The organism is Acinetobacter sp. LT1, from assembly GCF_059800965.1.
This window is the reverse complement of the sequence record NZ_JBBAXE010000006.1, coordinates 211781-237301: the sequence shown is the minus strand read 5'-3', so window position 1 is coordinate 237301 and position 25521 is coordinate 211781. Positions and strand designations below refer to the sequence as shown.

The following is a 25521-nucleotide window of genomic DNA, read 5'->3' as shown; positions in this document are numbered from 1 at the left end:
ATTGCATTATTAGACATCATTTATACATATCCGTAGATTTACTATTGGGATTCTAAAAAAGAGATGACTATAATCATGCTCGAAAAATTAAGAGGTAATACACGATGTCATCTGCCAGTCAATTGAACAACAAGCAAGAAGAAGCCATGAAATATACTCAGGGCCCTTTATTGGTGCTTGCTGGCGCTGGTTCAGGTAAAACATCAGTAATTACCCGTAAAATTGCTTATTTGGTGCAGCATTGCCGTATTCCAGCGCATCGTATAACTGCAATGACCTTCACAAACAAAGCTGCACGTGAAATGAAAGAGCGTGTGACCAAGCTTCTCTCACGTGAAGAAGCAAAAGGTCTATCCGTATCGACCTTCCATACTTTTGGTTTAAACCTTTTACGTTTAGAACTTAAAAATTTACCTTTAAAAGCTAATTTTTCGATTTTAGATGCAGATGACTGTAAACGTATTTTGATGGATCTTATGCATCGCGACAATTTGTCAGGTGCAGAGAGCAAAGAGTTAATTGCTAAAGCAATGAAGAAAATTTCAGATTGGAAAAACGATCTGATTTTGCCGGAACAAGCACATTCGACTTGTGAAACACCGGAAGATGTCCAGTTTGCTCATCTTTATCAACTTTATGAACGTAATTTACGTGCCTACAATGCCGTCGATTTTGATGACCTCATTGTTATGCCAACACGCTTATTGCAAGAAAATGCAGAAGTACGTGACAAATGGCAAAATCGCGTTCGCTATTTATTGGTTGATGAGTATCAAGATACCAATACGGCTCAGTATATTTTGGTCAAACTTTTAGTTGGGGTAATGGGGCAGTTTACCGCGGTAGGTGATGATGACCAGTCGATTTACGCATGGCGTGGTGCTAAACCTGAAAATATGGCATTGCTTAAGCAGGATTTCCCAAATTTACATATTATTAAGCTTGAACAAAATTACCGTTCGACCAGCCGTATTTTAAAAGCTGCGAACTGTGTGATTCAAAATAATCCACATATTTTTGACAAGAAATTGTGGAGTGATAAAGGGCATGGGGAAGTCATCCGAATCATTACATGTCGTAATGATGACGATGAAGCAGAGCGCGTGGTAAAAGACTTACTGACTCATAAGCTAATGAATGGTAAGAACTGGAAAGATTATGCTGTGTTATATCGTGGAAACTTTCAGGCACGTGTATTAGAAACCCAGCTTCGTCAAATGCAAATTCCGTATAAACTCTCTGGCGGTACATCGTTCTTCGCCCGTGCAGAAATTAAAGACGTGATGAGTTACTTGCGTCTTATTATTAACCCAGAAGATGATAGTGCTTTCTTACGTATTATTAATACGCCTAAACGCGCAATTGGACCAGTTACTCTTGAGAAGTTAGGCTTATTTTCACAAGAAAATAATTTGTCTTTACTCGGTGCTTCTGCTGACCAGCGTTTAAGCATGGTGCTTCCTAAAAAGGCAGAAACACAGCTTCATGAGTTTGCCGACTTTATCGCGACATTTACTCGTGAATTGTTAGAAGATGATGAGCCTGTGCCTAAAGTTCGTCAAATGATGAATGAAGCGGGTTATATGGATTATGTTCGAGAACAGTCAGCAACACCTGCACAAGAGAAAAGTAAGCTCGATAACATCGAGAACTTATTTACCAGTATTCAAAATCTGATTAATCGTGCTGAAGATGTTGATGAAAAGAATATTGAAAGTGTCATCCGAAAACTAGTTTTGCTCGATCTGTTAGAACAGCAGCAGGAAGAAGAAGATACAGACAAAGTTAACCTTCTTACTTTGCATGCAGCAAAAGGTCTGGAATTCCCATATGTGTACATTATGGGACTTGAAGAAGAACTATTGCCTCACAAGAACTCGATTGCAGCAGAAACCATTGAGGAAGAGCGCCGTCTCATGTACGTGGGAATTACACGTGCACGCCAAGGTTTAACGTTAACTTTAGCGGAACAGCGCAAAAATGGCGGACAGATGAAACAAATGACGCCTAGCCGTTTCCTTGATGAGCTTCCACAAGATGAGCTCGAGTGGTTAGGGCGTAAAAAGAAAATTGCGGCTAATGTTGACCCTAAAGAACAGGCTCAACAATATCTGGCAAATTTAAAAGCTTTATTAAAGCGTTAATTTTTTTAATTTTTAGGAAATCCCATGAAAGTTCAAGTGAAATTGCTCGATCCGCGTTTAGGTAAAGAATGGCCTTTACCTTCATATGCAACAGCAGGTTCAGCGGGTTTAGATTTACGTGCCTGTTTAGATGAAGCAATTGATATTGAACCAGGACAAACTGTTTTAGTTAAAACAGGTATGGCAATTTATATTCATGATGTAAATTTTGCTGGTTTAATTTTACCGCGTTCAGGTTTAGGTCATAAACACGGTATCGTGCTTGGCAACTTAGTTGGTTTGATTGATTCGGATTATCAAGGTGAATTGATGGTTTCAGTTTGGAACCGTGGTCAAACCACCTTCCGTTTAGAACCAGGTGAGCGTTTGGCACAATATGTTTTAGTACCAGTCGTACAAGCCGAATTTGAGCAAGTAGAAGAGTTTGAAGAAACTTTACGTGGCGCTGGTGGCTTTGGCCATACAGGTAAACAATAAGTTTTTTAAATATTAACGAAAATCAAACGCCTGTTGAACAGGCGTTTCTTTTTACATCTTGAATGTTACAAAGGATTATATTACAACACGCTTTACTCATATTCTTTTAACTTTTTTAGCAAACAAACCTTTCAAAAATTTTGAATAATCTATGTTTTTGCGATAGATCGAATTGATCTTTAAATAGAAGATACGCTATGAATGTAAGACACTCATTTCCAAAAAGTATTTTTCGTGCTTACGATATTAGAGGCAAACTTTCTTACTTAACCACGGACGTTGTCCGTTCAATTGCCTACGGATTGGCACAACAATACAAACAAGCAAAACAAACTCAATTAGTGATTGGCTATGATGCCCGTCTCACAAGCCCAGCCTATGCATACTTAATTGAAGAAATTTTAATAGAACAAGGTTTAAAAGTGACCAACATTGGTTGCTGTTCATCCCCAATGATGTACTACATCGCACGAGATTTTGGTGGTAATGGCATCATGGTGACCGCAAGCCATAATCCAAAATCTGACAATGGTATTAAGTGGATTTTAAAGGGTGAACCGCCGTCTCCAGAAATGATTCAGCAGGTGGGTGAAGAAGCTCAAACTTATGTACCATCTCATTCAATTTCTGTACTTGAGTTAACCTTACCGCAATTTAAAGCTGAATTTTGCCAACAATACCAACAAGCTATTTTTAAAGATATTCAGTTAAAACGTCCTTTAAAAGTTGTTTTAGATGGTTTGCATGGCTCAGCCGGGCATTGTTCAAAACTAATCTTAGAAAAAATGGGTTGTGAAGTCATTGCTTTACGCACCAATCCAAATGGTGAGTTTCCAGATCACGCACCAGACCCTTCACATGCGGCACATTTAACTCATTTACGTAAAGCCGTGGTCGAGCAGCAGGCGGATATTGGCATCGCTCTTGATGGCGATGGAGACCGTGTTGTTTTAGTCGATGAAAAAGCACAGATATTGACAGCAGACCGCTTATTGTCGCTTTTTGCGCAAATGTGCCTTGAGCAGCACCCAGAGCAAGAAATTGTTTTTGATGTGAAATGTTCACGTATGGTTCAAGAGACCGTCGAGAAACTTGGCGGAAAAGCAAAAATGATCCGCACGGGAAGTAGTTTCCTAAGAGCTTATTTATCTCAATCGAATGGCCGTGCCATTTTTGGTGGAGAATATGCAGGTCATTATGTGTTTAATGATGGCCGTGGTTTTGGCTACGACGATGGTTTATATGCTGCATTACGAGTAATGGAGTATTTTACCCAATCTGATGCCGCTACAATTTCTGAATTATTTGCTCCATATCCAGAAAGATGTTGTACAGAAGATACCTATATTGGTACTTATCAGTCTGATCCAAAGTATGTATTACAAGATATTGAGATTTTAAGTCATCGCTTAGGGGCACGTATTAGTAAAATTGATGGCGTACGTCTTGATTTTGATGATGGTTTTGGCATTATTCGAGCATCAAATACTGGTGAATACTTTACAGTACGATTTGATGCGGATAATCCTTTACGATTAAAGGAAATCCAGCAAAAATTTGTAGATATGTTGCAAGAACACTATCCGCAAATTGCACAAGAACTTTCAGAGGCCTAAGTAAGGAGAGGCGTAATGCCACAACATCAGCATATCGGTGTCGACAAAGCAAAAATCTTGATTGAAGCTTTGCCGTATATTCAACGCTTTACTGGTAAAACGCTGGTGGTGAAATACGGTGGCAACGCAATGACTGATCCAGAGCTTGAAAGTTCATTTGCCCGAGACATCGTTTTACTTAAAACTGTAGGATTAAATCCGATTGTTGTTCACGGTGGTGGACCACAAGTAGACTCATTCTTAAAGCAGTTAGGCCGTGAATCTGACCGCATTGACGGTATGCGCGTAACTGATGCTGCAACCATGGAAGTGGTTGAAATGGTGTTGGGCGGCAGTGTAAATAAATCAATCGTTAACCTGATTAATAAACACGGTGGACGTGCGATTGGTTTAACGGGTAAAGATGGTAATTTACTTCGTGCCCGCAAATTGCTTATGGAAAAGCAAGAAGAAGATGGTTCTATCAAACATATCGACTTGGGTATGGTTGGTGAAGTGACAGGCGTTAAAACAGATGTATTGGAAATGTTCACCCAAAGTGACTTTATTCCAGTTATTGCGCCGCTAGGTGTAGATGAAGAAGGCAATACTTATAATATTAACGCTGATTTAGTTGCAGGTAAGGTTGCAGAAGCATTAGGCGCTGAGAAATTAATTTTGCTCACCAATATTAGCGGTGTGCTTGATGAAAATAAAAATCTGTTAACTGGCCTTACGACACAAGAAGTTGATCGCCTCATTGAAACAGGTGTGATCTATGGCGGTATGATTCCTAAGGTAGGCTGTGCGCTTGATGCCGTTAAAGGCGGCGTTGTGAGTGCGCATATTGTTGACGGTCGCGTGCCACATGCAACATTACTTGAAATCTTTACTGATCATGGTGTTGGAACGCTGATTTCTAACCGAACTAAAACAGCTTAAGAAATCCATTATTCTCAATAAAAAGATCACCCTAGGTGGTCTTTTTTTATACCATCTTGATTTGGTCATTTTTTTGTCATGAGCTTTGACTAGTGTAGGGAGTGTCACTAGGAGCGTTCATTATGCTGGAAAAATTTAATCAATATCGCCAAACCTGGACTTTACCTTTAAATCGTCATAAAGCAATAAATCAGACGCAATTTCGTTTTGAGTGGGTTGATAATTTAAAAGAATTACAAGATGTACAACGGTTTCGTGCACAACAATTTAGTCAACAATTCGGAATCAAGTTTGAAGATAACTTAGACCAAGATATTTACGATTTTGGTTGTGAACATGCGGTCTTGCGTGAAAAGTGGACTGGAGAAATTGTAGCGTATACTCGTTTAAAACTATTTCAAGGCCACGAAATAGCACAGAGTTATAGCGCACATGAGTTTGATATTGTTCCTCAGCTTTCCCATCTTCCAAATGTGTTAGAAATAGGCCGTACTTGTGTACATCCTCGCTTTCGTAATGGTAAAGCGTTATCTATGTTGTGGTTAAACCTTGCACCCAAAGTGCTATGGTCAATGCGTGCTAAATATTTAATGGGCTGTGTCAGTATTCATTTGCAAGATAATTTGGCTAGAGCGTACTACACGCATCGTCAGATTCAGCAGTTACCTGAAAGCAAATCGATTGATATCCGTTCGAAAAAAATCTATGAACCTGAATATCCTGAGTTTAGCTTCCCACAAGATGAACGTATGCCAAAGCTATTCCAAATGTATCTGAGCATGCAGTCAAAACTATCGAAACAGGCTTTTTTTGATGAAGAGTTTAACTGTTTGGATTATTTTGTATTTCTTGAGGTGAATAAAGTCGCGACCTCATTTGTGATGAATAAGATGGTGCAGCGTTAATCATATTTCCTATTTTGTAATAGCCAGCACATATTGAGATTTGCAAGCACTTTTACTCTCATGCACAATAGAGCAGATGGGGTAATTAGAAGTAGTTTAAAAAGCGATATGTGCCAGCTATTAGGAATGAATTGTGCAACACCAACGGATATCACTTTTTCCTTCCGTGGTTTTTCACAGCGTGCAGGAATTACCTCAGATCATAGTGATGGGTTTGGCATTGCATTTTTCGAAGATAAAGCGTGCCGTTTATTCGTTGATAACCAATCGGCAGTTGAGTCTCCAATTGCCGATCTCGTTCGTAATTATCCTATTAAATCACGTAACGTGATTGCACATATCCGCAAAGCTACTCAAGGTAAAATCACTTTAGAAAACTCTCATCCGTTTATTCGAGAGTTGTGGGGGCGACACTGGATCTTTGCCCATAATGGTGATTTACATGACTTTAATCCGCCATTAAGTGGACGTTTCACACCAGTAGGTAATACCGATAGTGAGCGTGCATTTTGTTATTTGCTCGATCAACTCGTTGAAGCTTTTGGTTATGAAGAACCAAGTCTTGAACAGATATTTGAAGTGTTAGAAAAGATTTCTCCGCAAATTGCGGAATACGGCACATTTAATTATTGTCTATCTAATGGCAAAGCATTATTTAGTTATGCCATTACTAAATTACATTGGCTCGTTCGTGAATATCCATTTAATCATGCGCATTTAATTGACTTAGATGTCGAAGTCGATTTTAGCCAGGTAACCACTCCAGAAGACCGTGTGGCAGTAATAACCACTGAACCTTTAACACATAATGAAAATTGGACAGCATACCAACCTGGTGAAATGATTTTATTTCAACATGGTCAACCAATTAAAAAAGCGATTACTTTTGTAGAAAGATTAAAGCGCGAACAGGAAAATCCTGAACTTAAACGTATTACGCGTGCAGATCAGTATTAATATAAAATACATTTAAAATATATGAATAAGGATGTTTATATATTTTTATCATTTAATAATAAAATAGTTTGTTCAAAAAATACTTTATTATTTTAGTTGGTTAATTTTAATTTAATATTTAAAAAACAATAACTTGAGTTAAATATAATTTTTATATGCTAAAGCCGACAAATTAGGTTTGTTTTTATTTATATTCTTTAAATATATCATGCAGTTTATGCAACGATCATTAATCATCATTGGGGAGATGTATGAAAATGAAATGGGCTTCAGAATATAATACGGGTATTGATGTTATTGATGAGCAACATAAACGAATACTTGATTATATTAATGAAATTGATGATGTAAAAGATGAAGAGGATAGACGTCGTATTAAAGATGTTCTAGACAATATTATCGATTACACGCAATCACATTTTACTTTCGAAGAAAGTTTGCAAGAGGAAGCTGATTATAAATATCGTGTACCTCATAAACGTGTACATGATTTATTTATTAAAAAAATAGAGTTATATCGTGAACGTTTTGAAATGGGGCACACGATTGAAGCAGAATTACAAGAAATTTTGGCTAAATGGTTAATTAACCATATTCAACATGATGATGCCGATTATGTAGGAGCAGTAAAAGAAAATATGATGGGAATTATTAGAGAAAAAGAAAAGAAAAAAGGGAAAAACTGGTTTGCTCGGTTTTTCTCATAAACTGAAATAAAAATAACTCATAATTTCAGTTAGCGCGGCAAACTATCATTTCGGTAGTTTGCTTTTTTTATTGAGCAAACTTTGATTTTCAAGCATGACACGGGCAAAATATCTCTAGTCTTTTTCAAGGAATGCATAATGCAGGACATACCTATGTCACGATGGTTATCGCCCCTGATGGCGTTTTGCTTATCTTTCATCATTATGGCGACATTGGCACCCACAATGGGAATCCAGATTGATCGTCAACTCGATTTCTGGTTATTGTGGTTAGGCACAATGTTGTTATTGGCACTACCAGTTTGTTATTTGGAAATTGCTTTAGCAAAACGGTCGAAGACTACAGCCTTAAATGCTTTATCAAGTTTAACTCGTGAAGCAGATAGTTCCCCAAAATGGCGTTTGGTTGGCTGGCTTGCAGTTATTTTTATTCCATTTTTAGCAGGTAATGTATTAAGTACCGCTGGTAATTTACTGAATACACAACTTAATAATAGTGTTTCAGGACAACTTGTTTTTGCTGGCCTTGCTGTTGTGGCCCTCATTTTATCCTTTATTCCACGTCAAATTTTAATTTTACTGATGACGGTTGGTGTAATTGTTTCTCTTGTTTTAGCTAACACGATGGGAACGACTTTACAGCCTTGGCATTGGACCAATGTTGAGTTTAAAGAATGGGGGAATGCGACTGTACTTGCACTTGTTGCGAGTGGATTGGGCTTAGGGCTTTATTGGCAAAATAGTGTAGGTGCGGTTCAGTCGCAAGAAGGTGCAACGAAAACAGTTCTTCCAATTTGGTTAGCTCAGTTAATTGCTGTGATCGCCTTTGGTTTCTTTTCTTTACAAGCACAGCTTCCTGTTTTTACTTGGATCTTTACCGCAGTAATGACAACAGCGTTATTTGTGCAATTGGCTAGAGAGCAGCTTGCTCAGCGTCAGCTTATGCCTATTTTACAGTGGGTGATTATTGTTGTAGCGATTGCTGTTTGGGCTGTGCCTGAGCTTCATAACATCTTTACGCTGATTTTGATGCTTTGGGGATTACTCATTTGCTTGATCTATGCCATTTTTGCTGGCTGGATTATGAAAATTAGCCATTTGCGTAAATCTATGAATTTTAGCAATGAGTTGTTTTATAACTTATGGCGCATTGCGGTACGTATTGTATTGCCGCTTTCAATTGTCATTGCCATGATTGCGGTGATTGGACAAATTATCTGATGGAAAAAGCTCAGCAAGTGTGGGTTGCTTATGCAGCCCCAGAGCAACAGTTTTTAGTTGCTATTCCATTTGAAGCTGGTATGACTGCATTACAAGCAGTTGAGGCGAGTGGCTTGCAGACACAGGTCAGTTTGCCTGAGCCATTACAACTTGGCATCTTTGGCGCAAAAGTTGAAGCACATGCGATTTTGCAAGCTGGTGATCGAGTTGAGATTTATCGACCTTTAACGATTAACCCTAAAGATATACGTCGTAAACGCGCCGAGAAAAACCCTGTGGGGCGATATATTAAAAGTAATCGCTTTAAGCAATAAGCCCCATAAACAAAACCCCTCAAAGTATTTCACTTGAGGGGTTTATTTTTATTAGAAAAAACGATTATAGTGGTGGTGCAGTTAAAATCGCTTCTTTAGAAGCAGGTAAACCTGGTTGCGATTCTGGAATAGTTTCTAAACCTTCAATTTTAGTTACTGTGCCAGTGCCATCAAAGTAAATTTTTAAATGCTGACCATGTGCTGCGGGGATTTTTGCTTTTTTCGCATAAGTTCCCGGGATATAGTTGTAAATGTAGTCCCAACGTAGAGGATTGAGGGGATCAGTCACAGTTGGACTACCAAGCAAAAAACGCACTTGCTGGAAATTCATGCCGACTTGTACTTGAGAGGCTTGAGCTTTGGTCAATGGAGTCCCTTGAGGAATATCAACCTTATATACACCAAAGATTGAACAACCAGCAAGGAGTGAAGTGACTAATAACGTCAGCACGAGTTTTTGCATTTTGCTACACTATCCCAATAAATTATGATGCATTTGATCAAAGGATAGATCATACTTCATCTAAATTCTATTGCCTATTCCAACTTGAGATTTGTTGAGAGACCTTTTTTCATGCCTATTTCCAATCAAGATTTGCGCAAAGCTGGACTTAAAGTTACCCTTCCTCGAATTAAGATTTTGGAATTATTAGAAAATTCAAAACAACATCATCTTAGCGCTGAAGATATTTACAAGACTTTGTTAGAACAAGGGGAAGATGTCGGCCTTGCGACAGTTTACCGTGTGTTAACACAATTTGAAGCTGCAGGTATCATTCAGCGCCACCATTTCGAAAATAATCATTCTGTTTTCGAAATTATGCAAGAAGATCACCACGATCATTTGGTTTGCCATAATTGCAACAAAGTTATTGAATTTACTAATGATGTTATCGAGAAAGAACAGCATGCTGTAGCTGAGCAACATGGGTTTACCTTAACGGGTCACTCATTAAACCTCTACGGTTACTGTAACGAACCTGAATGTCAGGAAGTGCTGCGCAAGAAATAATCGTTTTCACATAAAGAAAACAAATAAAAAAGGAAGGTTACGTTTAACCTTCCTTTTTTTATGAAGAAATTACTGTCTGTCGAAGGTTAAATGCTGATTTGTGCCTGCAATTTGCTCAGGATCTTCTTCGGCAAGCTTAATTGTTAAACGTAAATCGTTTGGTGAGTCGGCATGTTTTAATGCATCTTTGTAGGTAATTTGGCCTGACTTATAAAGATCAAACAGTGCTTGGTCGAAAGTTTGCATACCGAGTTCACGTGAGCGTTTCATTAAATCTTTAATTTCATGAATTTCACCTTTACGAATATAGTCTGAAATTAATGGGGAGTTAATGAGAATCTCAATCGCTGCACGGCGAGAATTACCATCTGGAGTCGGAATAAGTTGCTGTGCAATCATGGCCTTTAAATTAAGCGATAAATCCATGTAGAGCTGGCTATGACGGTCACTTTCAAAGAAGTGAATAATACGGTCAAGTGCTTGGTTGGCGTTGTTCGCATGCATTGTGGCTAATACAAGGTGACCTGTTTCGGCAAAACCAATCGCATAGTCCATGACTTCACGAGAGCGAATCTCACCAATCAAGATTACATCGGGTGCTTGTCGCAAAGTATTCTTTAAGGCAATTTCGAATGAGTCTGTATCAATCCCGACTTCACGTTGGGTAATGATGCAACCAGCATGTTCATGAATAAACTCGATAGGGTCTTCAATGGTAATGATATGACCTTTAGAGTTATGGTTCCGATAGCTAATCATTGAAGCCAAAGATGTCGATTTACCTGTACCTGTTGCCCCTACAAAAATAATGATGCCACGTTTGGTCATCGATAAATCTTTAAGCACAGGTGGTAATTGCAAGTCATCAATTGAAGGAATTTTAGTTTCAATTCGACGTAATACCATGCCTGGCATGTCGCGTTGCTGAAAAGCACTGACACGAAAGCGCGCACTTTTATCGCGGTTCATAATCGCAAAATTACATTCACGAGTCTCAGCAAATTCTTTGCGTTGTTTTTCACTCATGATGGAATGTAATAGTTGACCAATAATTTCGCCTGAAAGACTATTTTTTGAAATGGGAACAATTTGCCCGTTAATCTTCATCGATGGTGCAACGCCATCTGTAATAAAGAGGTCGGATGATTTTTTTTCAACCATCAGGTTGAGCAGGTCATTAAAATCCATATTTATTCTCTAATTATTTTTATAGAAATGATTCAGGCTGTTTAGCAGCAGTACGAGCCGTTTGCGGGCTGATCACTCCGCGAGACACCAAATTCTTTAAGCTTTGGTCAAGGGTGGTCATGCCATGATTTGCGCCAGTCTGAATAGCTGAGTACATTTGCGCGACTTTGTTTTCACGAATTAAGTTACGAATCGCAGGAATACCAATCATGATTTCATGAGCGGCGACACGACCGCCGCCATTCTTTTTAAGCAAGGTTTGTGAAATAACAGCCTGCAATGATTCAGAGAGCATGGCACGAACCATATCTTTTTCTTCGGCTGGGAATACGTCAATTACACGGTCAATCGTTTTTGCAGCAGAAGTGGTATGAAGCGTACCAAACACCAAATGACCTGTTTCGGCAGCAGTAAGTGCTAAACGAATAGTCTCAAGGTCACGCATCTCACCGACCAAAATAATATCTGGGTCTTCACGCAGTGCCGAACGTAGCGCCTCATTAAAGCCATGTGTATCACGATGCACTTCACGTTGATTGATGAGACATTTCTTAGACTGGTGTACAAATTCGATAGGGTCTTCAACCGTTAAAATATGGTCATAACGGTTTTCGTTGATATAATCCATCATCGCTGCAAGTGTGGTCGATTTACCAGAACCTGTTGGGCCTGTCACCAGTACAATCCCGCGAGGATAGTCACAAATATCTTTAAAGATTTGTCCTAAGCCTAAATCTTCCATGGTGAGTACTTTGGATGGAATGGTACGAAACACTGCACCCGCACCACGGTTTTGGTTAAATGCGTTTACACGGAAACGAGCAACGTTGGGCACTTCAAAAGAAAAGTCGGTTTCGAGTTTTTCTTCGTAGTCACGACGCTGTTTATCATTCATGATGTCGTAGACCAAACGATGAACATCTTTATGATCTAGAGCAGGTAAGTTAATGCGACGGACTTCACCATCAACGCGAATCATTGGTGGCATGCCAGCAGATAGGTGTAAATCGGACGCGCCATTTTTCACAGAGAAGGCGAGTAGCTCTGTAATATCCATAATTTCCCCAAGTAAATCAAAATATGTCATTATTTTGTAGAATAATATACGGCTTTCACCGAGGCTTACCAACACCTCGCTTTAGGTGAAAAGCAAAAAAGTTTTTTGAAAATGAGAACCTTGTCAATGAATTACCTGCAAGATGCGCGTCAGCACGTATTACAGCAAATCCAAACTGCTTGTGAACATGCTCAGCGTGCGCCTGAAACTGTGCAACTTTTAGCCGTATCGAAAACACATCCAAGTGAAAGTTTGCGTGAAATGTATGCAGCAGGGCAAAGAGCATTTGGCGAAAACTATTTGCAAGAAGCTTTGGAAAAAATCGAAGCTTTACACGACTTAGACATTGAATGGCATTTTATTGGTCATGTTCAACGCAACAAGACGAAGCATTTGGCCGAGAAATTTGATTGGGTACATGGTGTAGATCGTTTAATTATTGCCGAGCGATTATCTAACCAACGTGGCGATGATCAATCTGCACTTAATATTTGTTTGCAAGTCAATATTGATGGGCAAGACAGTAAAGATGGTTGTGCACCAGATGAAGTTGCCGAGCTGGTTGCTCAAATCAGTCAATTACCAAAAATCAAGTTACGCGGTTTAATGGTCATTCCAGCACCTGACAATACTGCTGCATTTGCAGATGCTAAAGCCTTGTTTGATGCTGTGAAAGACCAACATGCCCACCCACAAGATTGGGATACTTTAAGTATGGGAATGTCGAGTGATTTAGAAGCTGCAATTGCTGCTGGTTCAACCATGGTTCGTGTAGGAACAGCCTTATTTGGTGCTAGAGACTATTCGCAAAAAGGCTAATGTAAGCTTTATCTTACAGAAACTGCGGCCTTTTGCGGCTATGGCAGACAACGTTTTTTTCGTACTATGAACTCATCAGGAAACAGGATGTTTCTAAGAATAACAATAAACAGTGATGAATGGATGCATACAGGTACGACAGGAGTTATACCAACGCAGAATCTAAAAAAGCCCCGACAGGATGTCGGGGCTTTTTAGTTTTAACCTACTACTTCTATGGTACTTGCACCTGCACCGAGTGGTTTTACCTGAATTTGTACAGGAATACGCTCATGCATTTCTTGAATGTGTGAGATGAGAATGACTTGGCGTCCCTGATTTTGCAATTGGTCTAAAGCATTCATCACCATGTGCAAAGATGAGGCGTCTAAAGTACCAAAGCCTTCATCAATAAACAGCGATTCAATTTTCATTGAGCCCGAGGCCATATTGGCAATCGCTAAAGACAAGGCAAGGGCAGTTAAGAACGACTCGCCGCCAGATAGCGATGCGACAGAGCGAGTTTCGCCGTCCATGTCATGGTCAATAATCGCAAGGCTTAAAGACTGATCTAGACGTTTTAACGTATAACGTTGAGACAGCATTGCCAGTTGCTGGTTGGCATGTTCCACTAAAATATCTAGGTGATATTGCTGGGCATAGTCGCGGAACTCTTTACCTTTTGCATCACCAATCAAGCCTGAAATTTTGCTCCAGCGATGTTCTTCTTGCTGAATATTTTGAATTTGCTCAGCGTATTGTTGCTGTTTAGCCAGATTTTGCTGATGGACTTCAAGCTTAAGCTTAAGCCGATCACGTACTTCAAGCTGGGCTTTAAGCTCTGCAATATTGTCTTGAATAAGGCTAACAAGCTTTTCATATTCAATATCTGGCTGAGTTTGTAAGTGCTCGCTCAATTGCTCTTGCATGGTTTTAAGGGCAGAAGAGGCTTCACTTAATAAACGCTCGGCATGATTAAGACGGTTACGAATATCTTGCTCTTGAGCTGAATTAATTTGCATGAGCGCCGTAAGATCAGTTGCCTGAAAATCAGTGTGGGCTTTTAACCAGTTTTGAATTTGCTCATCAATCTGCTGCTGGTGCCCCGCAGTGTGTTGATGTTGATGCTTAAGCTGATCGAGTGCTTGTTTTTGCTGCTCAAAGTGCTGTCTGGTTTGTTCAAAACGTTGTTTAGCCTCGTGATACGCCGTTTGTTGTTGCTGACGTTTAACGTCATGCTCAATTAGCCATTCGTGCGGTTTAATATCGGTACGGCCCGTCATTTGTTGAATGAGCGACACCGCTTTTTCATTATTTTGTTGGCCTTTAAGCGTAATCTCTTGGAGATTTTGATCGATCTCATCAATTTGCTTGGCCATTTGCTCAAGATTGGCAGCTAACATTTTAAGTTCTTGTTGCTGCTGTTCAAAACGCTGTGAAAGCTGTTCTTGTTGCTCAAGTTGCTTGGTGCGTGCATCAAGAATAGTCCAAGTCTGCTTAGCTGTTTGGCTACTCGACTGCTGCCATGCGTGCTGTTCGGCTTCAGATAAACACTCAACAATATGTTGAACTTGTTGTTGCCATTGCTGTGCCGTATTGAGCAATGTTTCATTACGCTGAATAGATTGAACGAGCTGATTGTGCTGTTTAATTGCTTGGGCTAAACGCAAGTTTTCTGAGTCAAATGAATTTATGGCAGTTTGCGCAGCTTGTCTGAGTTCGTTCAGCGTTAGCAAGATCTGCTCAGGAGGTTGATTAAGCTCAATATGTAAGTGATTGAGGCTAAATTGCTGATCAAGTTCTTGTTGCAAGCTTGATTGTTTTGTTTGAAGTTGAGCTAGATATTTCTGAACTTGCTCAAGCTCGGCACAGCATTGGGTAAGTGCATGTTGCTGGGTTTGCCATGCATTAAATTTAGTTTGCTCGAGTGCAACAGCTTGCTGCTCTTGTTGTTGCTGCAAATCGAATAAAGCTTTGGAAACTGCACTATCATCAATACGGTAAGGGTGGTGGGTACTTCCACAGACTAAACACGCATCGCCGTCTTTAAGGTTGGCTCGTAATTGTTCAATATTTTCAGTATGTAATAAACGCTGCTGTTGCAAAATGTGCTGTAACTTTTCACGTTCAGTTTTTGCTGTTTGGTAGTCTTGTTCAGCTAACTGGCAAACAGTTTTAAGCTGCTGCTCTTGGGCTGAGACTTGAGTTTGTTTTTCAAAGAATTGCTGAAGCTCAGCGTATAGCTCATGATAAATTTTTATTTTCTGTTGAATCAGATCTAACTGAGTGATTTGAGCAAGCTTTTGATCTTTGTCTTTACGCTGTTGCTCAAGTTTTAACTCAATTTGTTCAACTGTGCCGAGTGAAGCTGTGAGTTGTTCAACTTCACTTTTAGCTTCCGATAGCTTTTGGCGAGCAAGGGTAGGGTTTCCGAGCTGTTGTTCAATCGCTTGGTAATTTTGAATAAATTGCCCGAGCTGATGCAGATGCGCTGAAAGGCCTTTGTCCAATACAGCATATTGCTGAGTTTGAGTAAGCTGCTGTTGTAGGTGAATTTTGTTCTGCTCAAGCTGTGCAATATGCTGTTGTACCGCGTTTTGCTGCTGTTGTAGTGGGCTTAGGTTTTGCTCAAGTACCTGTCTTTTTTCTTTGCACTTTTTATATTCATCGGCAATAAAAGCGCGTTCTTGAATGGACTGTCGAACTTGATTTAAAGCATGTTGATGCTGTTGCTCAAAATCGAGTGTTTGTTTGAGCTGTTGTTCTGCAAGTTGATATTGTTTTTGTCCCGTTTCAAAAATTTGTATCAACTCATTAAACTTGGTTTGAGCATGCTGAATTTGCGGCTCAAGTTGTTGTAGGGTCTGTAAATTTTGAGCTTGCTGAAAAACTTGTGGGCGTATTTCAGAGAAAACTTCAAGACGTTTTAATTGCTCACGTTCACTAGCCAGTTGTTGATGGTGATTTTGCTGGGTTTGAAACTGTTGTTGTTTAGCTTGTACTTCTTGCTCAAGTTTTGCTTTACGTTCAAACCATTGTTGCTGTTTGACTAAGACATGTTTTTGCTGTTCTAACTGTTGATAGTTTTGTTCGGCTTGCTGGTATTGCTCGGTAAAAGCCGCAATATCTTCATCAGACAAAATTTCAATATGACCTAAAAACTCTTCCAGCTGTTTACGCTGCTTTGCAATATCGGCTGTTTTACGAAAAGCCAGTTCACCGATTTTGGCGAAAATGCTGGAGTTGGTCAGGTACTCAAGTAATTCACCACGTTCGCTGTCTCGAGCTTTTAAAAATGCAGTGACTTCTGACTGCGCAAGTAATACGGCACGAGTAAACTGCTCAAATGAAAGCTGGGTAATTTGCTTAACTTTTTCATCAACCGCTTTGGCTTTATCGGCAAGTACTACACCATCGGTCAAGCATTTTAAGTGGCGCTGTACACTTTGTAATTTACCATTTGGGTTTTCACGTGCACGTTTAATTTCCCAACGAGCCAAATAACGTTTTTGATCTTGCGCAATAAAACAAAGCTCAGCAAAACCATGTCCTGTACCACGACGTAAGACAGTTAAAGGCGAATTGGTCAGTAACTCGGAACCATCAACATCTTTTAACTTACCATCGCTGTCTTTAAGGCGAGGAACCCGATTAAATAAGGCCAGACACATGGCATCTAAAATGGTCGATTTACCTGCGCCAGTTTTCCCCACAATCGCAATAAGACCTGCATGGGCCAGAGGTGCGCTTTCAAAATCAATAAAATGTTCATCAGCAAGCGATGCCAGATTTTTTATTCGAATGGATAAAATTTTCATGACATATCCTTAATGGCTTGCATCATTTTCAAGATGTTTTTGTGCTTCTTGTACCAGACTCAGAAAATCTTTTAAGACCGCATCATCGGCGCTGTAACCTTGTTTTTCCCAGATATTTTGAAAGAGTTTTTCTGGTGTTGGTGGCTCAAGAGCAATGTGCTGGGTAGTATTTGAGTTGATCGCGTCTTTATTTACATATTGACGTGAAATACGCACTAAACGATAGCGGTCAGGTGGTAGAGCAGCTTCAAACTGCTGACGTAAATTCGGCTGTGGTGGCGTTAAACTATAATATTCAATATCGACATATTCACGGTGGTCAATATTTTCAATCACGCCGTGAGGCAAGGCTTGGAGTTGTTGCAGTAGTTCGTTTAGCTCACCACGAATGCGGTGCAATTGTATGCAGCGCGGAATTTCCACAGCTTCAAATTGCAAACGGCTGTCCGTATCTTGAGAAGGGTCGATTTTGACCTCAACTACTTGGTGTTTATAGTTAATTTCACTAAAAGAAAGTGGAATGGGTGAGCCGCTATAACGAATGTGCGGCTGGCCTACTTTTTGTGGTTTATGTAAGTGCCCTAAAGCGACATAGTCGACCGCATCTTCAAATAAAGTCGTTGAAAGCGCCTCTTCATTACCAATAATAATTGGGCGTTCAGAGTCGGATGTTTCCCCACCTTGCATATGCGCATGCGACATCAAGATAAGCGCTTGGTCTGGTGTCTTACGACGTTTGGCTTCGGCAATGAGTTGCTGGTGCAAATAGGCAATCGCGTTTTTGCTATTGGTGGTATGTTCGTTAAAGCCCGTAATTTCGGCCGAACGTAAAAAAGGCAGGGCAAGGCACCACGCCACAATATCTTGATTTTGGTTATAGATAGGTAAAAGCAGTCGATCGAGATCTAGGGTTTTATCTTCATTCCAGCGAACCACACCCACAGTTTTTGCATTGTATTTTTCTAAAAGCGGTTCGACCTGTTCAATACGGTAGCCTGAGTCATGGTTACCCGCAATCATGAGTGTTTGCATGTGCGGTGCAATACGATGGGCATCTGCTAAAAATTGGTAGAGTTGTTTTTGTGCTTGAGAACCCGGGTTAATGACATCAAAAATATCGCCAGCAATAAGCAGGGCATGTGGTTGTTTTTCTTGGATTTGAGTGAGCAACCAGCTTAAAAATTGTTGGTGTTCGTAGTGTCGTGAGTGATTATAAAAAAACTGCCCCAAATGCCAGTCAGAAGTATGTAGAAAATGTACGGACATAGAAACAGACATCAAGCCAAAATAAACACAGATACGTTAGCATAAATTGGCAGGAGATTTTATCAAGACATTTTAAAGTGCTCGTTATTTAAGCCCATAGTAAAACTTGAATTAAATTTTTCACTTTAAACGCTGCTTTGTTACTATCAGGGCAAACCATGAACTTTGAGAACAAAATGACCATTCACGAATACGAAGTAAAAATACAGTGGGAAGGCAATACGGGTACAGGCACTTCATCTTATCGTTCTTATAAACGCGATTTTAGTATTCAGCATCCGCAAAAGACCACTATTCAAGGTTCATCAGACCCTGCTTATTTGGGCGATGTAACCAAATGGAACCCTGAAGATTTATTGGTCGCGTCAGCTTCTGCTTGTCATAAACTTTGGTATTTACACCTTTGTGCAGTCAACCATATTCATGTGCTAAGTTATGTCGACAAAGCACTTGGTTTTATGGAAGATACAGATCCGGTCAAACGTGGTCACTTTACCCAAATTATTTTAAGACCAGAGATTGTTTTAGAAAAAGGTGCTGACCAAGAGCTTGCTGCAAAACTGCATGAAGAAGCACATCACGAATGTATGATTGCTAATTCGATGAATTTTCCAATTACATGTGAAGCCAGCTTTAGCTTTGCTGAATAAACTATATGAAATAGCCATCGATAAAAAGGCGGTGGCTATACATTAAAAATAAATAAAATCTTTAAGCTGCGTTTTCATCGACTTGAAAAATACCAAAAACGTTGTGGTCTAAATCGACAAAGTAACCATGCCAAGCACGGCCCGGAATAGCGAATTTATCCATTGCGACAATACCGCCTTGCGCTAAAATTTTTGCAGCCACTTCATCGAAATTTTCGACCTGAACCGAACAGGTAAATGCATTGGTGCCATATTCCATTGGAGGCGTTTGAGCGGGGCGTTTTAATAGCCCACCCATAATTGAAGGTGTCTCTATGCGATAATATTCAATTGGTAAGTTTGGATCTAATTTAAATTGCCAGCCAAACACAGCTTGATAAAACTGCGCATCGCGGGCAGGGTTTGAAGACTGGATTTCAAAATAGGCAATAGTGTTCATATTATTTAAATCATATTTTTATGGTGTAAAAAGTATACGCATAGCCTTTATAGCCACGAAAGCACGATTTTGTATGTTGAACGTAAAATAAATGAAAGTGCTAGAAAATAAAAACCGACGATTCGAGTGATGAGAGAATCGTCGGTCAAAAACTTCATCAAGGGTTTCGGCTGCTAACAAAACCTAATCCGAAGGAAGGAAAGAGTCGTAATGAAAGGTCACCGAAACAATTTTGCGGATGCCGTGCAAAGGAAGTATTCGGTTGCTGCGACCTTGTTACCCTATATAACGTCAAGAGATCAGGATTGGTTGACAGAAAAATGAAAAAAAATCGAAAAAAATTTATAATTATTTTTTGAACCCATAAATTAGGCAAAAATATGACCAAATTACGTTCTTACTTTCTCTGGTTTTTTGCTTTATGCATCGTGCTCACCTTAATTGTAGGTGTGCTTGCAGCACTATTACCAGCGAGTGTAGGTGGTATTTTAACAGCCGTTCCATATTTAGGTGCAATGATTTTTGTCTTATTTAAATTTTTAAAGAAAGAACGCCGTGCACCGACTGTACCAGAAAAAAAGAAATTTACTTTAGGTTTTACCTTGATTTTTTGGGGCTATAACTTGTGTGGTGTTTTATTTGGTCTGTTTTTATTTGCCAGAAAAGACCCTGAGATTTTGCAAAACTTTATACTTTACCTCAAACAACCTCAGTTCTTAAGCATTATGGTGATTATGCTTTTAATGTTAGCTATTCCGCTTTATTTAATTACCTACTGGTTTTATGGCAAACAAGCACAGCGAATGGCTGACAAAATGTTTAATGTGCAATAGATCACTACGAAAACTCATACGATTAAATATAAATGAGTCTTATACAATTAAATAAAACTTGAATCCTCAGCTTAGGGGGAAATATGAATAAGAATGTATTAATTACAGGTGCGAGTGGTTTTATCGGAACGCATTTAATTAAGTTCCTTTTAGAAAAAAATTATAACGTGATTGCGTTGACACGGCAGGCTGGAAAGACATCTGACCATCCTGCCTTGCAGTGGGTACAAAAGTTTGAAGATATTTCGACACGGCAAATTGATTATGTGGTGAATTTGGCGGGTGCAAATATTGGCGAGAAACGCTGGACCGAGTCACGTAAAAAACAGCTCATTGAAAGCCGTGTAAATACGACCCGAAAACTGTATGCATGGCTCAAGCAATCTCAAATTTTTCCGGAAGTAATTGTGTCTGGTTCTGCAATTGGTTATTACGGAATAGATGATCAAGAAAAGTGGGCAGAAGTGTGTACTGAACAAAGCCCGCCACAGCCTATTTTTATGTCCGAGCTTTGCCAAGAGTGGGAGCGAGCAGCTTTAGCAGATTCTCAACAAAATACTAAAATTATTCGCTTAGGTGTGGTGTTTGGGCAGGGCGGTGGCATTTTGCCTAAAATGTTACTTCCGATTCGACTCAATTTAGTCGGTCAAATTGGTCATGGCCGTCAGCCTGTGGTTTGGGTACATATTGAAGACGTATTAAATGCAATTGAGTTTATATTTCAGCATCCTCAATCTGCTCAAATTCACAATGTCGTGGCGCCAGAAAATGTGACTCAAAAGGTATTTGTTGAGCAAGCTGCCGTGGTACTCAATAAGAAACCACTGTTGTCAGCACCGAGCACGGTTTTCCGTTGTTTGCTAGGAGAGCAGTCTCAATTGATCTTAAATGGGCAATACGTTAAACCGGCTGCCTTGCAAGCAGAAGGATTTGAGTTTACTTATCCTCAATTAAAAATGGCTTTAGAGAATATATTGGCGTCAGGCTAAGATTTTATTTTGCAAACGCTCTGGGGAATATGCTTTGGCATCAACTAATGTAGGTTGATCCAGCATAAGCTGACGGAGCAATTGCGCAGAGCCTGCACCCATACACAAACCATTTCTAAAATGACCAAAGTTTGCCCAGAGGTTATCCATTTCAGGCATTTTGCCAATGTAGGGAACGCCATTTGGTGAACTTGGTCTGAGGCCTGCCCAGCGCTGCACAATCGGGAAATCGGCAAGTTCAGGCACCATTTCTAAACATGCTTCTAAAATATTGTGCTGCGTAGTTTCATCGATAGACGTGTCAAAACCACGATGTGCCATGCTAGACCCGCACACGATATGACCGTCCATACGTGGAATTAGATACATCACTCGATTCATACACATAGTCGGTAGCCAGTGAGCAGGGGTTTTAAATAACAGCATTTGACCTTGAACAGGTTCGACTGGAATTTCAAGTTGTAATTGTGAGTTCCAGTAATGGCTCCAAGCACCCGAAGTTATTACAAAATGGTCTGCTGTATGTTTGCGACCATCTTCGGTTTGGAGCGCTTGTATCACATCGCCTTGTTGAATCAGTTTTTTAACAGGAGTGTGTTCAAAAAACTCAACATTTGGATGTTGCTTTAAATAGCTAATCAGGGACTGCAATACACGCGGATTACGAATATTAGACAGTTCAGGGAAATAAATCGCTTCTTGGAACTGTTCGGAAATATGCGGATTGACTTGTTCTAACGCATCTCGCTGTAAATATTCACAGCGCTGCATCGGTTCTTGATGCTGCTCGGCGTAGGAAAGCCCAACGTCAAAATCTTCTTCATCAAAAATCAGCATGCCTGTGTCATGAATTTCAAAATCAATCCCTGTAATAGGGTAGAGTTTTTGGTTCCATGCTTGATAAGAGGCTTTGCCAAATTGAGCAAGTTGGTTCACTGCATGCACATAGCGCCAAGGGTACATCGGAGAGAGAATGCCTCCGCCAGCCCAAGAGGCTGCTTGTCCCGCTTGTTGTTGATCAAAAATGCTGATGGTACAGCCTTGTTCAATCAACTCCAGCGCAGTCATTAATCCACTTATGCCCGCGCCAATGATTGCAATATGCATGCAGTGTTATCCTTTCTCTGCGAACTTAGTTCATTTCCTTGAGTTTTTCAGCAGCGGTTTCTGCAAAGTAAGTCCAGATTCCGTCTGCACCAGCGCGGCGGCAGCACATGAGCGATTCTAAAATCACTGAGTCTGATAACCAGCCATTTTGAATTGCGCCCGCTAACATTGCGTATTCGCCACTCACTTGGTAAATGAATGTCGGAATACCAAAGGTATCTTTTACTTCACGTACCACATCCAGATATGGCATGCCCGGTTTTACAATTACCATATCGGCGCCTTCTTGAATATCAAGCGCGATTTCATGTAATGCTTCGGCACGGTTGGCAAAGTCCATCTGGTAGTTATATTTATTACCACCTTTTAGGTTGGATGCAGAGCCAACAGCATCACGGAATGGCCCATAGAAGCTAGACGCATATTTTGCAGAGTAGGCCATGATGTTGGTGTAGATGTGACCATTGGCTTCTAAAGCTTGACGAATCGCGCCAATACGGCCATCCATCATGTCGCTTGGTGCAATCACTTCGGCACCTGCTTCTGCATGACTTAAGGCTTGTTTAATCAAGCATTCTACAGTCTCGTCATTGAGCACATAGCCAGTTTCATCAATAATGCCGTCTTGACCATGCGTGGTGTATGGGTCGAGGGCACCATCAGTGATTAACACCATTTCTGGTAATTCTTTTTTAAGCAAACGACAAGTGGTTTGTACTAAACCATCTTCACGCCATGCGGCTTCTGCGGTGAGACTTTTATCTTCTTGGGGGGTAACTGGAAAAAGAGCCAGTTTTGATACGCCCAATTCCAGAAGTCTTTCAGCTTTTTTCAGTAACAAATCTGCCGACAAACGCTGAATGTTTGGCATACTTGGAATATCTTGGGTTTGATTTTGTCCCGGTAATACAAATACTGGATAAATCAAGTGATTGGTAGTGAGCTGTGTTTCGCTGACCATCGCACGCAACTGGTCATTTTTACGGATACGGCGCATGCGAGTGGCTGGAAATGCAGGACGATTGAACGTATAAGTCATAACAATCTCGATGTTCGGTATTACACTAGGATAGGTTGGCGGATATTCCATTACTGTCAACCGACTGCTGTATTGTAGCCCCATAATGCTGGATTTGTACAAAATTATGGGTGTTTATCATGCTTTTAAATTTAGGCAACATATGAGTGAAGAAAAGAAAAATTGGACTGGGAACATCCATTTAGGTGCAAAAACTGACCTAACTGTGGTTCTCAACCAATTATGTAAGGCGTTTAATAGCTCTCCTTTTTTTAAGCATAGTGGAATGATTATGCGTGTGGTGGACGGGCACATTGAAGGCTATATCGAGATGCAACCCAACCTGATTGGCAATCTGGCATTTCAGATTTTGCATGGTGGCGTTGCAGCAACTTTGCTCGATAGTATTGGTGGAATTGTGGCAATGGAACATCTCTATCGCCGTTCGACCCCAGAAACTTTAACTGAAACCATTAAGCAAGTGTCGCGTTTGGCAACAGTCGACATGCGTGTAGATTATTTAGCACCGGGGCGTGGTAAATATTTTATTGCCCGTGCCGAAGTATTACGTTTAGGTCGTAAGGGCTGCACCATGCGCATGACCATGGTCAATGATGAAGATAAAGCGATTGCTGCCGGCATTGCTTCATATGCCTATTAAGCAATGAATTGAACCCTTTGAAAGCGCCAAGTGCGCTTTTTTTAGTGTTTGAAAAGCAGAAATTTTTACAAAAACTTTGAGATAAACATTAATTTAATTAGAACGAACGCATGAGTTATAAATTTTTATTCTCATATTATGAGGTTTTAGCGTTAAAATTAGCTCCTTTGACAATGCGGTATGTCTTGTTTATAGAAAAATAAAAACTCTATAACAAGGTGTAGTGCGAGATTGATGGCAAAGCCAACTCATCTTTAGGAACATACCATGACTGATGCACAAAGCAATGTACAAGAAACAGTGCCAACAACATCTGCCTCGGATGAAAACAATCAAAACAAGCGCAAAAAATTTCTTGGTTTTTTTGCGCTGATTTTATTGATCGCCGCTATTTTGTATGCAATCTGGGCATTATTTTTAAATAATTCCGTGAGTACGGATAATGCCTATGTCGGTGCAGAAACCGCGCAAATTACTTCAATGGTAAGCGGACAGGTCGCTCAGGTTGTCGTAAAAGATACCCAAACGGTACATCGTGGTGACGTGCTGGTTCGTATTGATGACCGTGATGCCAAAATTGCATTAGCTCAAGCTGAGGCAGAACTTGCCAAAGCAAAACGCCAATACAAACAAACTGCGGCAAACAGTAGTTCTTTAAACTCTCAAGTTGTGGTGCGTGCTGACGAAATTAACAGTGCCAAAGCACAAGTTGCTCAAGCACAGGCAGACTATGACAAAGCTGCTTTAGAACTCAACCGCCGTGCGCAGCTTGCTGCCTCTGGTGCAGTGTCTAAAGAAGAACTCACTAAGGCACAAAGTGCAGTCGAAACAGCCAAAGCAGGGCTAGAGCTTGCCAAAGCTGGTTTAGCGCAAGCCTCTTCGAGTCGTAAAGCTGCCGAAAGTACTTTAGCTGCAAACGAAGCGTTAATTCAGGGTGTAAGCGAAACTTCAACACCTGATGTACAAGTTGCACAAGCCCATGTTGAACAAGCTCAGCTTGATTTGGAACGTACCGTGATTCGTGCGCCAGTCGATGGTGTGGTTACGCGTCGTAATATTCAAGTGGGTCAACGTGTTGCACCGGGCACCAGCATGATGATGATTGTGCCGCTTAACGATTTATATGTAGATGCGAACTTTAAAGAAAGTCAGTTGAAAAAAGTCCGTCCGGGTCAGGAAGTCACGCTTACTTCAGATTTATATGGTGATGACGTTGAATATCACGGCAAAGTGATGGGCTTCTCTGGTGGTACAGGCTCTGCCTTTGCCTTAATTCCGGCTCAAAACGCAACAGGTAACTGGATTAAAGTGGTTCAACGCTTACCGGTTCGTATTGCACTTGATCCGAAAGAACTTGCTGAACACCCACTGCGTGTCGGCTTGTCGATGGAAGCAAAAGTCGACTTATCTGCGAAGTAAACGC

24 protein-coding genes are annotated in these 25521 nt (G+C 40.3%); 16 read left to right on the top strand and 8 right to left on the bottom strand.

The genetic code is table 11. The features are described 5' to 3' along the window. The first annotated feature begins 104 nt into the window (after window positions 1-104). From WBW42_RS08280 to WBW42_RS08240, 9 genes are all read left to right on the top strand, one after another. Window positions 105-2144, top strand: coding sequence for a UvrD-helicase domain-containing protein (locus WBW42_RS08280; RefSeq protein WP_005070868.1), 2040 nt, complete (start codon window positions 105-107; stop codon window positions 2142-2144). A gap of 24 nt (window positions 2145-2168) precedes the next feature. Continuing rightward, entirely contained in the window at window positions 2169-2621 is a 453-nt protein-coding gene (gene dut / locus WBW42_RS08275) for a dUTP diphosphatase (RefSeq protein WP_002121799.1), read from the top strand. A 197-nt stretch (window positions 2622-2818) separates the two neighbouring features. Beyond that, a complete protein-coding gene (locus WBW42_RS08270) occupies window positions 2819-4237 on the top strand; it encodes a phosphomannomutase/phosphoglucomutase (RefSeq protein ID WP_032057673.1) in 1419 nt (472 codons plus the stop codon). A gap of 15 nt (window positions 4238-4252) precedes the next feature. Continuing rightward, a complete protein-coding gene (gene argB, locus WBW42_RS08265) occupies window positions 4253-5158 on the top strand; it encodes an acetylglutamate kinase (RefSeq protein WP_002121716.1) in 906 nt (301 codons plus the stop codon). Window positions 5159-5280: 122 nt separating this feature from the next. Further along, complete coding sequence (locus tag WBW42_RS08260; protein WP_032057672.1) at window positions 5281-6063, top strand: GNAT family N-acetyltransferase; 783 nt, start codon at window positions 5281-5283, stop codon at window positions 6061-6063. 108 nt (window positions 6064-6171) lie between these two features. Then, window positions 6172-7020, top strand: coding sequence for a class II glutamine amidotransferase (locus WBW42_RS08255; RefSeq protein WP_014205980.1), 849 nt, complete (start codon window positions 6172-6174; stop codon window positions 7018-7020). A 251-nt stretch (window positions 7021-7271) separates the two neighbouring features. Then, window positions 7272-7727: a bacteriohemerythrin gene (locus tag WBW42_RS08250; protein ID WP_002121698.1), complete on the top strand. Its 456-nt coding sequence runs from the start codon at window positions 7272-7274 to the stop codon at window positions 7725-7727. Between the two features lie 153 nt (window positions 7728-7880). Further along, on the top strand, window positions 7881-8948 hold the full coding sequence (locus tag WBW42_RS08245; RefSeq protein ID WP_031944146.1) for a membrane protein: 1068 nt from the start codon (window positions 7881-7883) through the stop codon (window positions 8946-8948). Next, the gene (locus WBW42_RS08240) at window positions 8948-9262 is read left to right on the top strand and encodes an RnfH family protein (protein ID WP_017481335.1); all 315 of its coding nucleotides are present in this window, start codon (window positions 8948-8950) and stop codon (window positions 9260-9262) included. The genes WBW42_RS08245 and WBW42_RS08240 overlap by 1 nt, the downstream gene beginning before the upstream one ends. Before the next feature lie 64 nt (window positions 9263-9326). Here WBW42_RS08240 and WBW42_RS08235 read toward each other — a convergent pair whose 3' ends face one another. Continuing rightward, window positions 9327-9725, bottom strand: a complete 399-nt coding sequence (locus tag WBW42_RS08235; protein WP_002121740.1) for an outer membrane protein assembly factor BamE — start codon at window positions 9723-9725, stop codon at window positions 9327-9329. A gap of 111 nt (window positions 9726-9836) precedes the next feature. Between WBW42_RS08235 and fur the strand changes: the two genes are divergently transcribed. Beyond that, window positions 9837-10274 carry a ferric iron uptake transcriptional regulator gene (gene fur, locus WBW42_RS08230; protein ID WP_002121758.1) on the top strand — a complete coding sequence of 146 codons (438 nt, stop codon included), beginning with the start codon at window positions 9837-9839 and terminating at the stop codon, window positions 10272-10274. A 69-nt stretch (window positions 10275-10343) separates the two neighbouring features. Here the strand turns inward: fur and WBW42_RS08225 are convergent, their stop codons facing one another. Both WBW42_RS08225 and WBW42_RS08220 read right to left on the bottom strand, forming a co-directional pair. After that, window positions 10344-11462: a PilT/PilU family type 4a pilus ATPase gene (locus WBW42_RS08225; RefSeq protein ID WP_032057670.1), complete on the bottom strand. Its 1119-nt coding sequence runs from the start codon at window positions 11460-11462 to the stop codon at window positions 10344-10346. 19 nt (window positions 11463-11481) lie between these two features. Next, entirely contained in the window at window positions 11482-12519 is a 1038-nt protein-coding gene (locus WBW42_RS08220) for a type IV pilus twitching motility protein PilT (protein WP_002121749.1), read from the bottom strand. A 126-nt stretch (window positions 12520-12645) separates the two neighbouring features. Between WBW42_RS08220 and WBW42_RS08215 the strand changes: the two genes are divergently transcribed. Continuing rightward, on the top strand, window positions 12646-13338 hold the full coding sequence (locus WBW42_RS08215; RefSeq protein ID WP_032057669.1) for a YggS family pyridoxal phosphate-dependent enzyme: 693 nt from the start codon (window positions 12646-12648) through the stop codon (window positions 13336-13338). 200 nt (window positions 13339-13538) lie between these two features. On the opposite strand, the gene WBW42_RS08210 is transcribed toward WBW42_RS08215, so the two are convergent. Together WBW42_RS08210 and WBW42_RS08205 are read right to left on the bottom strand one after the other, a co-directional pair. Next, window positions 13539-17135, bottom strand: coding sequence for an AAA family ATPase (locus tag WBW42_RS08210; RefSeq protein WP_032057668.1), 3597 nt, complete (start codon window positions 17133-17135; stop codon window positions 13539-13541). Between the two features lie 9 nt (window positions 17136-17144). Continuing rightward, complete coding sequence (locus WBW42_RS08205) at window positions 17145-18413, bottom strand: exonuclease SbcCD subunit D (protein WP_032057667.1); 1269 nt, start codon at window positions 18411-18413, stop codon at window positions 17145-17147. Window positions 18414-18577: 164 nt separating this feature from the next. Between WBW42_RS08205 and WBW42_RS08200 the strand changes: the two genes are divergently transcribed. Beyond that, complete coding sequence (locus tag WBW42_RS08200) at window positions 18578-19051, top strand: OsmC family protein (RefSeq protein ID WP_032004219.1); 474 nt, start codon at window positions 18578-18580, stop codon at window positions 19049-19051. A 61-nt stretch (window positions 19052-19112) separates the two neighbouring features. On the opposite strand, the gene WBW42_RS08195 is transcribed toward WBW42_RS08200, so the two are convergent. Continuing rightward, complete coding sequence (locus WBW42_RS08195; RefSeq protein WP_005075324.1) at window positions 19113-19490, bottom strand: VOC family protein; 378 nt, start codon at window positions 19488-19490, stop codon at window positions 19113-19115. 380 nt (window positions 19491-19870) lie between these two features. Between WBW42_RS08195 and WBW42_RS08190 the strand changes: the two genes are divergently transcribed. Continuing rightward, window positions 19871-20323 (top strand): ABZJ_00895 family protein, encoded by a 453-nt coding sequence (locus tag WBW42_RS08190; RefSeq protein WP_032057665.1) that lies wholly within the window; start codon window positions 19871-19873, stop codon window positions 20321-20323. 83 nt (window positions 20324-20406) lie between these two features. After that, the gene (locus WBW42_RS08185; RefSeq protein WP_032057664.1) at window positions 20407-21312 is read left to right on the top strand and encodes a TIGR01777 family oxidoreductase; all 906 of its coding nucleotides are present in this window, start codon (window positions 20407-20409) and stop codon (window positions 21310-21312) included. Here WBW42_RS08185 and WBW42_RS08180 read toward each other — a convergent pair. Next, a complete protein-coding gene (locus WBW42_RS08180; RefSeq protein WP_032057663.1) occupies window positions 21304-22419 on the bottom strand; it encodes an NAD(P)/FAD-dependent oxidoreductase in 1116 nt (371 codons plus the stop codon). The two genes, WBW42_RS08185 and WBW42_RS08180, sit on opposite strands and share 9 nt — an antisense overlap. A 25-nt stretch (window positions 22420-22444) precedes the next feature. After that, entirely contained in the window at window positions 22445-23458 is a 1014-nt protein-coding gene (gene hemB, locus WBW42_RS08175) for a porphobilinogen synthase (RefSeq protein ID WP_000222569.1), read from the bottom strand. A gap of 142 nt (window positions 23459-23600) precedes the next feature. Between hemB and WBW42_RS08170 the strand changes: the two genes are divergently transcribed. After that, a complete protein-coding gene (locus WBW42_RS08170; RefSeq protein ID WP_002121786.1) occupies window positions 23601-24098 on the top strand; it encodes a thioesterase family protein in 498 nt (165 codons plus the stop codon). A gap of 267 nt (window positions 24099-24365) precedes the next feature. Next, complete coding sequence (locus WBW42_RS08165) at window positions 24366-25517, top strand: EmrA/EmrK family multidrug efflux transporter periplasmic adaptor subunit (protein ID WP_005070833.1); 1152 nt, start codon at window positions 24366-24368, stop codon at window positions 25515-25517. The last annotated feature ends 4 nt before the right edge of the window (window positions 25518-25521 follow it).